Consider the following 16,802-nt stretch of genomic DNA (forward strand, 5'->3'; position numbering starts at 1 on the left):
GGGGGTCCGGGGTTGAAAAATGATAAAAGTATCCTTTTCAATGACCATTGTGTCATTGTGTAGTTTCACTTCTGCGTTGCTATTAAAAAATACAAAAGTGTAGTTACCGGAGCCGTACGGACGATTCCTTATGATTCCTTCATGGTGAATGGTATGGAACCCGCATGAGAACAACTGCAGCATACTTTAACACTCCTCAGCACAATAGGTCAGTTTTTGATCATTATAGTTTATTGTAGGAGAGGTTACAACCGACTATAATTCTTTTAGACAACTGTCAGATTAAGGGGGAAGCGCGATGTCGGGCGATAGGAAGTATTGGGTGGAGACCTTGGTTCGAATTGCATATCCTGTTCTTCATTCTTTATCGGAACGTCGGTTGGTTAATGATATGCCTGTTGAAGCAAGGGAGGGAGATCGGACAGATTACACATACTTGGAAGCATTGGGACGTACGCTTGCGGGAATTGCACCATGGCTTGAGCATGGACCGCGTTGTGGAGACGAGGGAGAGATTCGAGCTAGAATCGCAGGTATGGCCAGGCTGGCCATCGAGGCTGCTACGGACCCGGATTCGCCTGACTTGATGAATTTCACGAAAGGCGGCCAGCCCTTGGTTGACGCAGCCTTTCTTGCTAACGCGGTTCTCCGGGCTCCAAACGAGTTATATGAATTGCTGGATGAGAAAGTGAAGGCTAATTTAATTATAGCTTTGAAGGCAACGCGTATTATCCGTCCCGTATTCAGCAATTGGCTGCTGTTTAGCGCCATGATTGAAGTCGCTCTGTATCGGATGGGAGTAGAGAATTGGGATCGTATGCGCGTCGATTATGCGCTAAGGCAACACGAGCAATGGTATAAAGGGGACGGAGTATACGGAGACGGTCCCACATTTCATTGGGATTATTACAACAGTTTTGTCATTCAACCCATGATGATTGATATTTTGGATGTGATAGGAGATCAATTTGGCGATTGGAGTACACTTCGGAATAAAGTGATGAAAAGAGCAGTACGTTATGCAGCCGTTTTGGAACGGATGATATCACCTGAAGGAACGTTCCCACCAATTGGACGATCACTTGCCTATCGGTTCGGTGCATTTCAGCACCTGTCTTTAATGGCTCTAAGGGATGAGCTTCCTGAAGAACTGCTACCAACTCAAGTCCGCTGCGCGCTTACTGCCGTAATCAGGAGGCAAATCGAGATGCCGGGTACGTTCGATGATTCCGGTTGGCTTCGCATTGGTTTTGCTGGCAGTCAGCCTGATATCGGAGAAGGATATATTTCGACAGGTAGCTTGTACTTATGCACGACGGTATTCCTCGCCTTGGGACTGCCATCGGACGCTGAATTCTGGCAAGGAGAGGCAGAATGGACGTCACTAATGATATGGTCAGGTAAAAACCTCAAGTTGGATAAAGCAATGTCGAACGACATATAGGAGTTCACCTAAAGGAAGGAGCAATTATGATGACGGTCAAAACGGAATGGGTGCAAGAAGCTTGGGATCAGACGAAGGCAAAAGTAAAGCGTATTCATCATCGAATCGGAGATGGATTCCCGCATGCAAGTATAAATGGAGAGTATCAGCTTGAGCCAGCATCTTGGTGGACCTCTGGTTTTTGGCCAGGATTGATGTGGCTTGTTTATCGAGATACGCAAGATAATGAATTAAAGGAATCAGCAGAATCATGCGAAAGCCAGCTGGATATATTGCTGACCGATTCAAACAAGATTGATCACGATATCGGTTTTATGTGGACCTTAACAAGTGGAGCAAGATACAAGATTCTCGGAGCAGAGGATTCTAAACGAAGGGCGCTGCTTGCTGCAAACCTACTTGCTGCACGTTTTAATGCCCAGGGAAACTTCATTCGTGCGTGGAATGGGGAAGAACATGCAGGCTGGGCCATTATCGACTGTATGATGAATCTGCCGTTACTTTATTGGGCATCCAGTATAACCGGAGATCCACGATATAAGCACATTGCAATCAAGCATGCTGATACGGTGTTGAAGCATTTTTATCGGACTGACGGGTCGGTTGCTCATATCGTGGTTTTTGACCCCGATACCGGCGAAAAGCTTGGAGTGAAGGGAGGACAAGGATTCGCACCAGAATCTGCGTGGTCTCGTGGGACGGCATGGGCTATTTATGGAATGAGTCTAAGTTACCAGTACACAGGTGACCCGAAATATTTGAATGCAGCCAAACAAACAGCTCATTTCTTTATGGCCAATTTACCGGAAGACCATGTTCCTTATTGGGATTTCCGTTCGTCAGAAGGGATTCCTGCGATTCGTGATTCCTCGGCTGGAGCTTGCGCTGCTTGTGGACTTCTACTCCTAGCGGACCAAGTTGACGGACTGGAGGCAAGAATCTATCGCGAACGCGGAAAGCAAATTCTGCATTCATTGTATACGAATTATGGAGCCTGGGATTCGGATACAGAGGAAGGACTCATTTTACATGGGACGAGCCATTTCCCTGAAAAGCATAATGTTAATGTTCCATTGATTTACGGTGATTATTACTTCGCAGAAGGTATTTCGTTGTTGATGGGACACCAGGAACGGTTCTGGTAATGTGAAATTGGCACGCAAAATCAAAGCAGCCCGCAGCGAAGGTATTCGCGGGGCTGCCTTGTTCTGTTGTGGCTACTGCTAATCATTGTTTACTGAATGAGTGATGGTATCGAGGGACAAGAACATAGTCCGCTTCCCGATTAGATGCATATTTAAACAATGATTGATCGCATACACTTAAAACCGCATTAAGTACCATAATAAATGAAAAAGTTCACATTGTAAGGTCACCTTCCACGTTACCAGGCCGGCAGAAATCGTGCGGTATGACAATGGTGATCTCTGTTCAAGTGAGCCCTACGATCAGAATGTAATACATATGTACCGGGGATGTGTCGGCACGGTCATCAGGCTGACTGGTGAACCAGGTCGCATTGTTTTGACGGCTTGTGCAGACGGAATGTTTCCTGCGGAGATTGTAATTCATGCGAACTAAATCGATCTGAGTATGAATTACGTATAGGATAGGTGAACAGTGGCCACTCATTCTTGATATGAATAAAGCTATAACTAACCCAATCACCCTTTTCTGGACTTATGTGGTCTTGTTCATCCAAAATAGGATTTTTTAGTTCGTATGTCTTATTTGTCACCACCATCACTTTTTATCCACCAAAGGTTTTGATGTTGAGATTCTTTCTTGGGTTCTTGAAAAACTAGTCATGTAGTTTAGTGAGCGGACGCTCCGAATTCGATGGATCTGGAAATCCGTTCCCGCTATTGCATCTGGAAATTTCACAAACAGGAAACAATATTTTCATAGAACCCAAGAAGGCCGCCGATCAACAGGATCAGCGGCTTTATTCAACTATCGGTCTCCCTTCCATTGATTTATTACAAGTGATGTTTCGTTAGGGAATGATGCGGATCATCTGAGAATCGACCACTAAACCATTTCCATTTTAATCCAAGGGTAGTAAAATCGGTTGTACCACCACTACTAGGAATGCTGGTGCATATGGGGATTGGAGAAGGTCAGTATAGAAAGGAGGCGCTTAGGTGTTCATGTTTCGAAGCCCTTATATTTTAGCCTTGTTGATGATGTGTCTGATGTCAGGCTTGACTGCTTGTTCTGAGTCAGAGCAATCGGAAGATAGGGATGCTTTGACAAAGGCTGACTTCACGGAGCAGATACAGAGCCTTAATATGGAAGAACCGTCATGGAAGCTGGATACCACCCCTGTGAATCTAACGTGGTTCGTTGGAGCCGAATGGTACGGGCAAACTTGGGGTGAGAGCCTGACTTCCAAATATGTCACCCAAAAAACAGGGGTAAATATCGAATTTGAAGTAGCAACTGATGAACCAAGCGAGATGTTATCACGGATGTTGACGACCGGTAGTCTGCCGGATTTGATAACCATCGGCTCCTGGGAGAGTGCGGTTAACAAACTTCGGGAGAGTAATCTCATCTATGCCCTGGATGAGCTAGCCAACCAGTATGATCCTTACTTTTACAAGGTAGCAGGCGATGGTGCTCTACAATGGTATCGGCAGGAAGACGGCCATACCTATGTCATCCCCAATGATGCGTACAGTCCCGAACAGATGCGTTCAACCGGCTTGACGGGAGCGAACCAAACCTTTCTCGTACGTAAAGATCTGTATGAGTCGATGGGCAAACCGGACCTTACCACACCGAAGGGTTTTCTAAATGCATTGCAATTGCTGAAGAATCAATATTCTGTTTATAAAGGCCAGCTGATCAGCCCGTTTTGGGCACAGGGGGATGCATCCTATGGGATGACCGAATATTTGCAAAATCTGCTTGCGATCCCCCATGAACAGAACGGTAAAGTATACGACCGAATGACAGATCCCGATTATATGGAGTGGCTGAAAACATTTCGTACCGCTTACGAGCAGGGCTTGATTAATGTTGATTTTCTGGTCGACTCCAGTGCACAGGTGCAGGAAAAAACCAACCATGCCCAATATTTTATGATGATTCGGGAATGGACAGACATATCGGACCTCAATTCGAAATTGGAAGTCCTTACGAATCAGAGTTCATACTATATTGCTGTAGATGGACCCCGGAGCAGCAGGGGAGAATCCGCCAAACTGTTCCCCGGCAGCATGGATGGCTGGATGGTTACGATGATTAGCAGATCCACGAAAAAACCTGAAAGAGCCATCCGATTTTTGACCTATCTGGCCAGCGAAGAAGGCCAACGGGATTTATTTTTGGGCAAAGAAGGGGAAACCTGGGCGATGGAGAACGGCAAACCGCAGTTAACGGCGGCAATGCTCCAGTTGCATGACACGGATAGGGAGCGGCTGGAAAAGGAATATGGCATTGTGGATACCTACTGGATGCTGCGAAACCCTGCTTTCGTTAATCAGTGGAGACCAGAGCATACCCCATCCATTAAGCAAATGGAGGAGTTCGCCAACCAACAGGCCGATCTGGACAGCGGCATCTATAAGGGACTAGATCCTGTAGGTGATTCCGATATAGCGTTAGCCTGGTCACGTATTTCTCAGAATTGGGAAGAGGTGCTGCCAGAACTGATTACAGCGAAGGATGAAGCTGCCTTTGACAAAATTTTTGAAAATTTTCTGATACGTCGTGTGAACTACGGCTTTAACCAGGTGATGGAATATCGCCAGGCTGAACTGGAACTGCGGAAAGCCAAGATAGCCAGATAACCATTCCCTAATACATTGTTACCTATCTGCTAACTAGTAATATATGGTATAACAAGGTGGTGAATACATCAGAATGAAATACCTACTGACGAGATTGAGGAAGCTTTATCGCAATGCCCGTATATCCCAAAAGCTGTTTCTGGCATTTAGCCTGATGATTGCCATACCTGTTATTTTGATATCCTTTGTGTATATCCGCATGCAAGAAACCCAGCTATATAAGGACGCTATGGCAACGGGCAACAGCCACGTTTCATGGCTGAATGAACAATTGCGCAGAAGAATGGACATGATTGAGAACGCTTCCAATACGACCCTCACTCAAAAGTCATTTGTGGATTTTATTCATTCCAATATGCTTGTGGATGGACTGCGCCTGGTAAAGTTTAAGCAGAACCAGTTTGAGCAAATGCTCAATATTATTCAAAGCAATGCGATGATCAGTGAGCTTAGCTTTTACGTCGATAACCCAAACTTGTATGAAATCTGGCCTGAAATCTATCATTATAAGAAATTTTACCCGCAGGATTATTGGGTAAAGCTTCGGGATGAAGGTGGTGCGGCTTACCGTTTATTTTCTTTTAGGGATGGTGAACACACATTATCCTACTATCGTCTGGTTCGCCTTCAAGGGCAGGAACAAAAACGCCCTAGTATTATGGAAGTGCGAGTCCCGCACAGCATGTTTTTCAGCGACCTGCTCCAGGAGAGCAAGGGGGACTTCTTTTCAGTATTGATGAACGGAAGCGATCCTCCCCAGTATGTTTACAATCCCCAGCATGAGTTTTCTGAGAAGTACGGGCAGGGGCTGGAGGAGATCCTTGGCAGTATTCATCACCAGCTGGATATATTGCCGCAGGAAAGCCCGCTTCATGTTAAGGTGGGAGATCAGAGCTTCTATGCATTGTATCGATACATCGCTCCGTTGAACACTTATGTGGTCGATATTGCTTCCCATCAGGCATTGATGAAGGGGCCGCGCAGTTGGTATGCATTTGTGGTAACGATTACATTATGTGTATTGCTGCTGATTATGTTACTCGTATCCCAAACGACGCGGCGTATTTTCCGGCGGTTGGACAGCGTACTGGTATCAATGCGGCAGGTACGAAAGGGCGAGCTGGATGCAATGATTGATACAGGCCTTGATGAGAACGAAAGAGGGGATGAAATCGATGAGGTGGCGGTAAATTACAATAAAATGTTACATGAGGTCAAACGTCTAATGACACAGGTCGTGGATAAGCAGTTAATTGCCAAAAACGCACAGTTGCACTCCCTTCATTCGCAGATTAATTCTCATTTTTTATATAACGCCCTGGAATCGATCCGTATGGTGGCAGAGGTACAGAGACAGCCTGCTATAGCCAATTCATTGGTATCGTTGGGCTCCCAGCTACGTTACAGCATGCAGTGGCGTAGCGATACCGTTGCTTTTCGTGATGAGCTTGCCAATATCCAAAATTATATTGAATTCATCAACTTTATGGAAGGCGGCAGTATCGTTATGACGGCGGATCTTCCTCAGGAGATACTTCGCTACGCCATTCCCAAGATGTGTATGCAGCCCATCGTTGAAAATGTAGTTCATCACGGGGCACCTTCAGGCGGCAGGGTAACTATAGAGATTACCTTTTCTGTGGAGAATGACAGTCTGCTTTTCATTAACATAAGAGATGACGGAGAGGGGTTAGAGCCTGAGACGTTACACCGTCTTCAGGCAGTACTGCGGAGCGAATCGGATACGCCGATGGTTACTAGCAGGAGTGGACTTGGTTTGGAAAACGTGAATAAGCGGTTGCAGCTTCATTATGGCAAGAATTGCGGTCTTTGGATTGATAGTGTTCAAGGTGCATATACCTGCGTAACGATACGTTTGCCTTGGGAAAATGTAAATCTTGGAGGGTGGTAGAGCATGATTAATATCCTGATTGTGGACGATCAAAAACACATTCGTGATGGCCTGCAGGCCATGCTGCATCAATTTCCTCTGGAGCTGAACAACATATACTGTGCCGCGAGCGGGATTGAGGCGCTGTGCCTATTGCGGCAGCATTGCATTCACATCGTTATTACCGATATTATGATGCCGGATATGGATGGATTGGCTCTCATGGCTCAAACCAAAGAGGAATACATGGATGTGGAATACCTCATTATCAGCGGTTATAGTGATTTTACATATGCCCAAAAAGCTATCGGGCTTGGGGCAAAGGGCTACTTGCTAAAACCTTTGAAGCGAGAGGATCTGCAAAATTCCCTGGAGCATGTATGGCAAGAGATCCAGACACGGCAGGCACTTACGCATAATATACAGCGTGTATCCCGTCTCGCTCAAGAGACCGCTCGTAAAGAATTAAGAATGTTTATGCAAGGTGCGTTAAGTGATGACGCATGGATTCTTCAGATTGAGGAACAAAATTATGCGTTATGGCGTAATTATCGCCTAGCCCTGCTGCGGGAAGAAGTTTGCATGAACCAGCCCGGAGCCAGCAGCGCCCATAGCATGGAAGCCATTGCTTATGGTGTGTTTGGCAGACAAGGTTGTATCTGCCTGCAACATCGCCCGTACCTGATCCTTGCGGTAGATGCTTCCATAGATCCAAGTGTTTTGCCTGCAGCGCTCAAGGAAGGAAAGATCGATGCTATAACGGCCATGACTAACCCGATTCAGGGGTTAAAAGAACTACCAGACAGCTATACCCAAGTGCTTGAGCTCTATCGCCACAGTTACCTGTTTCCTGATCAGTACAGTATCTTCCCAGTACATATTGAGCATATGGAACAGCAGTGGCAACTTCCCTATGAAGACTTATATGAACTGTTCCAGTCGATTGGAACAGATAACAGTGGGACGATTACTCAGGGTATTTCTGCAATATTTCACAAAAAGGTGCTGCAACGCTATCCTATTCGCTATACCCAGCAGCTCTGCGCAGCCACCGTTCAGATGATGGAGGAATATGAACGAGTTATCCGCCCTTATATGGGGGAAGAAGTGCTGGACCTTGAATCATTGCGTAATCTCTTTGATTATCAAGGGATGCGTAATTATATACAAGCACTGCAACAGCAGCTGCTTCGGCTGAATCAGTTATATTATGACTATAAGTGCAGCTATCGCCATTCGCAGGATCTAAATGAAGCCATTCGTTTTATACACGAGAGTTACCACAAACCGCTGGACCTCGCGATGGTATCCAATCATGTATCGCTTAATTATGCTTATTTTTCAAATCTGTTTAAGAAGAATATTGGTAAAGGTTTTGCTGAATACCTACGAGATGTGCGTTTGGATAAAGCGCGCAAGCTTCTCGCCGAAACCGATCATAAAATTGTTGAGGTGGCTGCTATGGTTGGCTATGAAAGCTACAAAAGCTTCACACGCGCGTTCCGACTTGTGATGCAGATCCAACCCACAGAGTACCGACAGATGATGCGGCAGAAGGCAGAGCACGAAGCTAACGCTATACCATGAAACAGCATAATCAAACGGACAATCTCCCTTGTTAAATATGCCAATTGAATCAAAAGCCAAAAAAATGGGATACCACAAAAACAATTGTACCTTTTCAGCAAATTAACCTATTCGATAGAATAAAGATATTCCCAATTGTAAGCGTTTTCCTTAATGCGCATGGATTGGGAGAAGCTATTATTCTATTAAAGGAGGGCAATTATGAAACCATCTCACTTTACGGCGAAACGGTTTATGAAAAAGGTACTCGGTATGTTCCTTGTGGTTGTGATGCTGGCTAGTATTGGCATACTGCCAGCTTCAAAGGTTCAGGCAGCGGGAACTACTGTAACCTCAATGGAGTACTTCTCACCAGCAGATGGGCCTGTTATTTCAAAATCTGGGGTTGGCAAGGCCAGCTACGGATTTGTTATGCCTAAGTTCAATGGAGGCTCCGCGACATGGAATGATGTTTACAGTGATGTAGGCGTTAATGTAAAAGTGGGCAACAACTGGGTTGATATCGACCAGGCAGGCGGTTATATCTATAACCAAAACTGGGGGCACTGGAGCGATGGAGGCTTCAATGGCTATTGGTTCACCCTCTCCGCAACAACCGAGATTCAACTGTACTCCAAAGTGAATGGTGTTAAGTTGGAGTATCAACTTGTATTCCAAAACATCAACAAAACAACCATCACAGCGATGAATGCGACACAAGGTCCACAAATCACAGCAAGTTTCACAGGCGGTGCAGGCTTTACATATCCAACGTTCAACAATAATCCTGCGGTCACTTATGAAGCTGTTGCGGATGATTTGAAGGTGTATGTCAAACCTATTAACAGCAGCACCTGGATTGATATTGATAATAACGCAGCCAGCGGCTGGATCTACGATCACAATTTTGGCCAATTCACTGATGGCGGCGGTGGGTACTGGTTTAACGTAACGGAGTCGATCAATGTCAAATTGGAATCAAAGACTTCTTCGGCTAATCTTGTTTATACCATTACGTTTAATGAACCTACAAGAAATTCATATGTGATTACGCCATATGAAGGGACAACCTTCACAGCAGATGCAAATGGTTCCATTGGGGTTCCGCTTCCGAAAATTGATGGGGGGGCGCCAATCGCCAAGGAACTGGGCAATTTTGTATACCAGATTAACATCAATGGGCAATGGGTTGATTTGAGTAACTCCAGCCAGAGCAAATTTGCATACTCCAGTAATGGGTATAACAATATGTCCGATGCCAACCAGTGGGGTTACTGGGCCGATTATATCTATGGTCTTTGGTTCCAGCCAATTCAAGAAAATATGCAGTTCCGTATTGGATATCCACTGAACGGACAGCCGGGCGGAAATATTGGCAACAACTTCGTCAACTATACCTTTATCGGCAATCCAAATGCTCCGCGTCCGGATGTATCCGATCAAGAGGATATCTCAATCGGAACGCCAACCGACCCGGCAATCGCGGGCATGAACCTCATCTGGCAGGATGAGTTTAACGGAACTACGCTGGATACAAGCAAATGGAACTATGAAACAGGCTATTATCTCAATAACGATCCCGCTACATGGGGATGGGGTAACGCAGAGCTGCAGCACTACACGAACAGCACCCAAAATGTATATGTACAGGACGGAAAGCTGAATATCAAAGCCATGAACGATAGCAAATCTTTCCCGCAGGATCCGAATCGGTATGCACAGTATTCTTCTGGCAAGATTAACACCAAGGATAAACTGTCCTTGAAGTACGGCAGAGTAGATTTTCGTGCCAAGCTTCCTACAGGTGATGGTGTATGGCCAGCACTGTGGATGCTTCCAAAAGATTCGGTATACGGCACTTGGGCTGCATCAGGTGAAATTGATGTTATGGAAGCGAGAGGCCGTCTGCCTGGATCAGTAAGCGGTACCATACACTTTGGTGGACAATGGCCCGGGAACCAGTCTTCGGGCGGCGATTATCACTTCCCGGAGGGGCAAACTTTTGCCAATGATTATCATGTATACTCGGTAGTCTGGGAAGAGGACAACATTAAATGGTATGTCGATGGCAAGTTTTTCTATAAAGTGACCAACCAACAGTGGTATTCCGCAGCTGCACCGAATAATCCGAATGCACCTTTCGATGAGCCGTTTTACCTCATTATGAACTTGGCAATCGGCGGAAACTTTGACGGTGGCCGTACTCCGAACGCCTCCGATATCCCGGCGACTATGCAAGTGGATTATGTACGGGTGTATAAAGAACAGTAATAAAACAGCTGTTTCCGCAATGAACAAGCCGTTGATCTGAATAATGATGATCAACGGCTTTTTTTGTTGTTAATTTGAATTGATGTTATTTAGGCAGGTAGGATCTCTGTTTACTCAAGCTTCATCTGGTATTGTTAATTGCTAAGCGTCAAAATTCCGGCTTGTTTAAAGATTTCATTCAGTTTCATAGGCGAGTAGATGAAACGACATGTTTCATTGCAACTTATGATCGATTCCTCACTTCTCGACTTTTTTCTCCGGTGCAGACGGTTGCTCTTTTTTAGACGTTTCCTGGCTCGTCTCAAAGTTAATCGGCGGTATGCCGTTTGCTTGCCACACCGTTCCTCTACGCTCGTACTCGAATAACTTCTCTATGGCATTCGCAATCTGTGGTCCGACTTCACGCTCAACCAAATACAAGGCCACATCAAGTCCAGAAGTAACACCTCCGCCAGTTACCAAACGAGGGCCATCTTCCACGATTCTTGCATCGACCGGAATTGCACCGAGAGCCCCTAACGCACCCATGCCTATCTGATTGGTGACAGCATATCTGTCTTTCAACAATCCATCCATAGCCAGCAGCAATGAACCTCCACACACGGTAGCCACCGTAACGTCCTTATTATTCATAGCTTGTTTCATCATCGTTGTTAATCCCGAATCCTTAGCCTGCCTTAATATGTTGGGAATAGCATCTGCGGTATTCCCCGATGGCTTCCCCGAAGCGCCAGGAACAACAATAATCCCGGAACGATCAGGGTCTAACACATCTTGCGCATCGAGGGCAGGTCCATTCAGCCCGCTCGGTACCGAACGCTTACCTTCTGCAGATACTAATTCTACAGTAACTTTTCCACCAGTGTACATTCCGGCAGCAGCAAATACTTCATATGGCGCTAATGCGTCCAGCAGATCAAACCCATCGAATAATACGATTTGTACATGCACGCTTTTACCCTTGGATGGATCTGGATTCTTGTTTGTTTGTGCGCTTGCTGCGGGGGCTAATAGACATAGAACGAGCGTTAACGACGTGAGTAAGCTAAGTATTTTTTTCATCCTGATACCCATTCCTTTCGATTTGTTCTGATGATGATTTCAGGAATAACTAGCAGCAGCGCAATCGAGCCGTAAACGCCGATGGTGTAGCTAGTAGGGTAAACGTACCCGAAGCCCTGATGAAAAAGGGAAGTAATGAGATGGATCAACATGTTTGTGAAGCAAAAGGCGTAACTACGAATCATCCAGTTACGATGACGAATGATCCGTTTCCTCTTGATTTGGACGAGCGCAATAATGGTGATAACCAGCCAGATCATATTCAACAGATTGAATCCCATACTGCTTATTTTTCCGCCTGTGGCGTAAGGGGCCATATATCCGGAAGTCAGCACAACCAGCAGTACGGATACGATATATACATAGCCGTTTATGCGATGGAGCCTGCGGCTTCTTTCCAATATTCGATTCGAAAAGTTAACCAGTCCCGATGCCATGGCCACACATGCGAATGCAACATGAACGTACATGACATTAAGCCAAACCGGGAGATTGAGCTCGCGCTTCAACCCGGTCTTATGGCTTAAAAATCCCGAAGCACCTGGATCGATCCAATAGTTTTTCACCAAGGCGTGTAGTATAAATAGAATGCTGACACAGGCCAACAATAAGTATAACGATTTCCGTTTCTTCATCCGTTCGCAACTCCCGAAGCTAGGAAATTCGATTTCCTGTTAATTTGGATGCAGGCAGTAGGCCGGCTTTAGCGATACCAACCATGTGATTTCCATCGACGACAACTTCGAATTTGAGATTCAAGCGCATGGGTTTTGTGATTCGAAGTGACCAGCCCAGCTTGTTATCTTGAAGCACGGGGTTCATAAACCCGATGGTTTCATCTCCTTGCGTCGCCGTGCCATGGATCATATCGTGTCTTGTTGATATGGAGAGCTTGACCTCCAGCTTCCCGACGGGCGTAGCGAGGGTGGTATCCCAATCTCCGTCGAAGACCGATGCCTGTGCGCTATTGCTATGCAGCGTGCTGGGCGTGGGTGTCACCGCTGTTTTGTTCACCGCGGTGTTTGGTTCGTCGCTTGTCAATGGTTTATTAACGCTTGGCGTTATCCCGGTATCCTTCCAAACCGTGCCTCTTCGTTCATATTCGAATAACTGCTCTACCGCGTGGGCGATACGAGGTCCAAGTTCACGTTCCACCAGATACAGCGCTACATCGAGTCCGGAAGTTACGCCTCCGCCGGTAACCAGATTGCCGTCGTCCACGACGCGAGCCGAGATGGGAACGGCTCCGGTTGCACCAAGTAAGTCCATGCCCAGATGGTTCGTTACCGCCGGTCTGCCTTCCAAGAGGCCTCCCATGGCAAGCACCAGTGAACCGCCGCAGACTGTTGCGACTATGCTGTCTTCGTGCTGGAGAGCCTGCTCGATCATGCCGATCAATTCGGTATCCATGGCCCGGCCCAGAATAGCCGGAACCGAATCGGGCCCATCTCCTTCGACGTCGCCGGAAGCGCCAGGGACGAGAATAATGCCCGCACGTTCCGGGTCCAGTATGCCACTCGCTTCAATCCTCAACCCATTGATGCCACTAGGCACGGATCTTGGTCCTTCGGCGGTGACCAATTCTACGTTCAGCGCATTTTCAGCATTCATGGCTGCAGCGCAGAAGACCTCGTAAGGTGCTAGCGCATCCAGAAGGTCGAAGCCGTCAAACAATACAATTTGAACGTTAAGCATCCATAAATCCTCCCAGTCTTTATTTAGTCAAAAGATCTTTCAGCTTACGATATTCCTTCTCATCAATTTCACCATTGGCCATTCGGTTCTTCAGAATCATAGCGATGTCATTCTTTTGAAAATCGTTCTTGTAACGATGACGAATTGCGTATACTCGAACCGCCAGGAAAGAAAACAGCGTGAGACAAAACAAAGCGCCGAAAGGAAAGAACGAGAGGGAATTATTTTCCAAACCCATATGTAAACCTCCTTTATCAATGACTGCGCGGGACGATCAACCGAAGTATGGGCTGATCATATGTGCAAGTAGAAGCATACCAAACGAATATCTCAAACGAAGATGCAGAAAGGTCACAAAAGTATAAACAAATCATCACAATACATAAGCTCGCGTTAGTTCTTGTTAAAAAAATGATAAACTAGGAAAGCAAAGGTGGGATAAACATGAGCGTATCTAAGACGATACTGGTTGTAGACGATGACCAAAGTATAGTTGAGCTTTTAAGGGATTTTCTAGAGAATGACAACTTTCAAGTGAACACTGCTTGTGATACTGCTCAAGCGTGGGACATATTTAAGCAAAGCGCCATTCATTGCATTGTTCTTGACATTATGATGCCGGGACAAAATGGATTTGAGTTTTGCCGCCGGATTCGCGGGGAGAGCAATGTACCAATCCTGTTCTTGAGTGCTCGCAGCGATGATGTGGATAAGATTCGAGGCCTTACTCTCGGAGGCGATGATTACATCGTCAAAACCGCTTCGCCGGGTGAGATCGTTGCCAGAGTAAAAGCCGTATTGCGGCGTTCCGCTTCCCCACAACAATTGGATAACAGGGTCTTGGATTACGGCCGCATTAAATTAAACCTGTCCACAAGAGAAGTACTAGTGGATGGAAATAACATCGTGCTCACACCCAGGGAATATGAGCTGTTGCGATTATTTGCCGAACATCCGAGACATGTTTTCTCCTATGAACAATTACTTTCGAAGTTTTGGGATGGGGTGGGCGACAGGCATACAATTCGGGTTCATCTTAGTCGGCTACGTGAGAAAATCGAAGCTGATCCGAACCAGCCGATATTTCTGGTTAACGTATGGGGAGTAGGGTATCGCTTTGAGGGAGGGTAATATGAGGTCGCTCCGCATTCGTACGTTTACCATGCTTTGCTTCTTCTTTATCCTCTTATTGCCGTGGATCTTCTTTGTTACTGCGCACTTTATGGAAACCAAGACACTCAGCTTCGAACAAGGTCGGCTTCAAAACGAGACCCTGCAACGAAATATATCAGAAATGACGCAGAGAATTGAATCGGACACAGACCAATGGACAGATCCAGTCTGGCAAAACCAATTGTATTCCGCGCTGCGTGAAGCGAAGATGGATGTTCTCATTGAATCCGCAGAAGATCAGGAAATTTATCGTTCCAATCCTGACCGACGCGGCACTAATTTATCAACCGAGCGGTTCTCCGTCATCGAGGACGGCCAGTTGCTGGGAAGGGTTATTCTGTACTTACCTCAATCCAACCAATTTCAAGTGATGTCAGCTTTTGTCGGGCTGCTGCTTGCGATTTTTGTTGTCGGAATGGAAATGAGACGATTCGTTCTAAAACCACTCGAGAAGATGGGGATCGCAGCAAGACAAATTGCAACAGGGGATTGGGATGTTCGCTTACCCATGTCGAGGGTCACTGAAATCGCTGAAGTCCGCGACGGATTCGATGTTATGGTCAAGGGAATTGAGCAGTCCTATCGAAAACAGGCTGAACTGGAAGAGGAACGCCGATTCGTCATTGCGGCTGTTGCGCATGATTTACGGACACCGTTGTTCGCTTTGCGAGGCTACTTGGATGGTTTGGAGCAAGGGATCGCTCAATCTCCGGAGAAAATGGGCCAATATGTTGCGGTCTGCAAGGACAAATCGGCCCAATTGGATCGTTTGGTAGAGGATCTTTTCACTTTTACAAAAATGGAGTATGTGGAGTCGCAACTGCATAATAAAACGGTGGATTTTAACCAGGTCGTCCGGAATTCGATGGATAGTCTTAGTCCACTGGCTCGGCAAAAAGGAGTTTCCATCTCGTTCCATGTAACGGATCGGTGCATCATCCATGGAGATATGCATTTATTAGAACGAGCCATGAACAATCTGCTGGATAATGCCGTAAGACACACATCTGCGGGTGGTGACATCGAAGTCCAGTGTAACAAAGTTGGTGATAAGGTTAAGTTTACGATACGGGATACCGGGCCGGGCTTCTCTGCGGAAGAACTTGAGCGTGTATTTGAACCTCTATATCGCGGGGAAGCATCCAGAAGTCGTTCAACCGGTGGCAGCGGATTAGGCTTAACCATTTCACAAAGAATTGTTAGGCAGCACGGAGGCGAACTTGCCGCAAGCAATCATCCGGAAGGAGGAGCACTGCTTGAAGGATGGTTACCTGCAGCAACCTTAGAGCAGATAGATTCGGATGATCTATAGTCGTTTTTATTTCACGTTAAAAGCTGGGTCTTCAAGCCAGTCGAGCGTATCGCCGATAATCTACTTAAGCGTAATTTCACGGCTGAGAAACCAAACCAGAAATGGGTGACGGATGTGACCCAATACCGGGTAGGCGAGCGCTGACTGTATCTTTCGGCAGTGAAAGACTTATACAATAACGAGATTGTAAACAAAGAGTACAGGTAGTCCGGAGTTTGAACTGATCTAACAGAGTCATAGTCATCACTGCACTTGTGCAAGGAGAACTGTACCCAAACTTTTTAAAAGTCTCCATGACTGATACAATGAGTGTATTATAAATATTTTCATGGAACTCTCATGCAAGCGCAGACGAGAGATTTAAATTAAGATGCCTCTTCAAAGAGTGATTAATCGTGTCCTTGTGACCAATTCCACTAATTTTGCGGGATTAATCATTTTTGAAGATTGCATCTTTTTTTGCGTTCTTTCAGTAATCTATTAGAATTCCATTAGGGGGAGAGTATACAAATGATTAAGGTACATAAGCAGAATGCAAACCGTTGGCTAGTATTCCACACAAAATCAGACGACACGTGCTATATAGTCAAG

13 protein-coding genes are annotated in these 16,802 nt (G+C 46.0%); 9 read left to right on the plus strand and 4 right to left on the minus strand.

All coding sequences use genetic code 11. The annotated features are described in order from the left end of the window. The first annotated feature begins 298 nt into the window (after positions 1–298). The 7 genes from M1D71_RS15205 to M1D71_RS15235 all read left to right on the plus strand — a co-directional run bounded on the left by M1D71_RS15205 (position 299) and on the right by M1D71_RS15235 (position 10,969). Positions 299–1,444, plus strand: coding sequence for a DUF2264 domain-containing protein (locus M1D71_RS15205; protein WP_458122639.1), 1,146 nt, complete (start codon positions 299–301; stop codon positions 1,442–1,444). Between the two features lie 29 nt (positions 1,445–1,473). Continuing rightward, positions 1,474–2,589, plus strand: a complete 1,116-nt coding sequence (locus M1D71_RS15210; RefSeq protein WP_458127261.1) for a glycoside hydrolase family 88 protein — start codon at positions 1,474–1,476, stop codon at positions 2,587–2,589. A gap of 259 nt (positions 2,590–2,848) precedes the next feature. Continuing rightward, positions 2,849–3,025: a hypothetical protein gene (locus tag M1D71_RS15215; protein ID WP_458122640.1), complete on the plus strand. Its 177-nt coding sequence runs from the start codon at positions 2,849–2,851 to the stop codon at positions 3,023–3,025. 569 nt (positions 3,026–3,594) lie between these two features. Further along, complete coding sequence (locus tag M1D71_RS15220) at positions 3,595–5,241, plus strand: extracellular solute-binding protein (protein WP_458127262.1); 1,647 nt, start codon at positions 3,595–3,597, stop codon at positions 5,239–5,241. A 73-nt stretch (positions 5,242–5,314) separates the two neighbouring features. Further along, positions 5,315–7,153, plus strand: a complete 1,839-nt coding sequence (locus tag M1D71_RS15225) for a sensor histidine kinase (protein ID WP_458122641.1) — start codon at positions 5,315–5,317, stop codon at positions 7,151–7,153. A 3-nt stretch (positions 7,154–7,156) separates the two neighbouring features. Then, positions 7,157–8,719 carry a response regulator transcription factor gene (locus M1D71_RS15230; protein ID WP_458122642.1) on the plus strand — a complete coding sequence of 521 codons (1,563 nt, stop codon included), beginning with the start codon at positions 7,157–7,159 and terminating at the stop codon, positions 8,717–8,719. Between the two features lie 201 nt (positions 8,720–8,920). Then, on the plus strand, positions 8,921–10,969 hold the full coding sequence (locus tag M1D71_RS15235; RefSeq protein WP_458122643.1) for a glycoside hydrolase family 16 protein: 2,049 nt from the start codon (positions 8,921–8,923) through the stop codon (positions 10,967–10,969). 237 nt (positions 10,970–11,206) lie between these two features. On the opposite strand, the gene M1D71_RS15240 is transcribed toward M1D71_RS15235, so the two are convergent. The 4 genes from M1D71_RS15240 to M1D71_RS15255 are packed head-to-tail and all read right to left on the minus strand — an operon-like array spanning position 11,207 to position 13,964. Next, complete coding sequence (locus M1D71_RS15240) at positions 11,207–12,031, minus strand: DJ-1/PfpI family protein (RefSeq protein ID WP_458122644.1); 825 nt, start codon at positions 12,029–12,031, stop codon at positions 11,207–11,209. Beyond that, positions 12,028–12,666 carry a DUF2306 domain-containing protein gene (locus tag M1D71_RS15245; protein ID WP_458122645.1) on the minus strand — a complete coding sequence of 213 codons (639 nt, stop codon included), beginning with the start codon at positions 12,664–12,666 and terminating at the stop codon, positions 12,028–12,030. The genes M1D71_RS15240 and M1D71_RS15245 overlap by 4 nt, the downstream gene beginning before the upstream one ends. A gap of 19 nt (positions 12,667–12,685) precedes the next feature. Then, complete coding sequence (locus tag M1D71_RS15250) at positions 12,686–13,726, minus strand: DJ-1/PfpI family protein (RefSeq protein ID WP_458122646.1); 1,041 nt, start codon at positions 13,724–13,726, stop codon at positions 12,686–12,688. Positions 13,727–13,745: 19 nt separating this feature from the next. Further along, entirely contained in the window at positions 13,746–13,964 is a 219-nt protein-coding gene (locus M1D71_RS15255; RefSeq protein ID WP_458122647.1) for a hypothetical protein, read from the minus strand. Positions 13,965–14,170: 206 nt separating this feature from the next. Here M1D71_RS15255 and M1D71_RS15260 point away from each other — a divergent pair, with 206 nt between their 5' ends. Then, on the plus strand, positions 14,171–14,857 hold the full coding sequence (locus M1D71_RS15260) for a response regulator transcription factor (protein WP_458122648.1): 687 nt from the start codon (positions 14,171–14,173) through the stop codon (positions 14,855–14,857). 1 nt (position 14,858) lies between these two features. Continuing rightward, positions 14,859–16,211, plus strand: coding sequence for a sensor histidine kinase (locus M1D71_RS15265; RefSeq protein WP_458122649.1), 1,353 nt, complete (start codon positions 14,859–14,861; stop codon positions 16,209–16,211). Positions 16,212–16,802 lie beyond the last annotated feature (591 nt).

This window comes from Paenibacillus sp. Z3-2 (assembly GCF_054161325.1).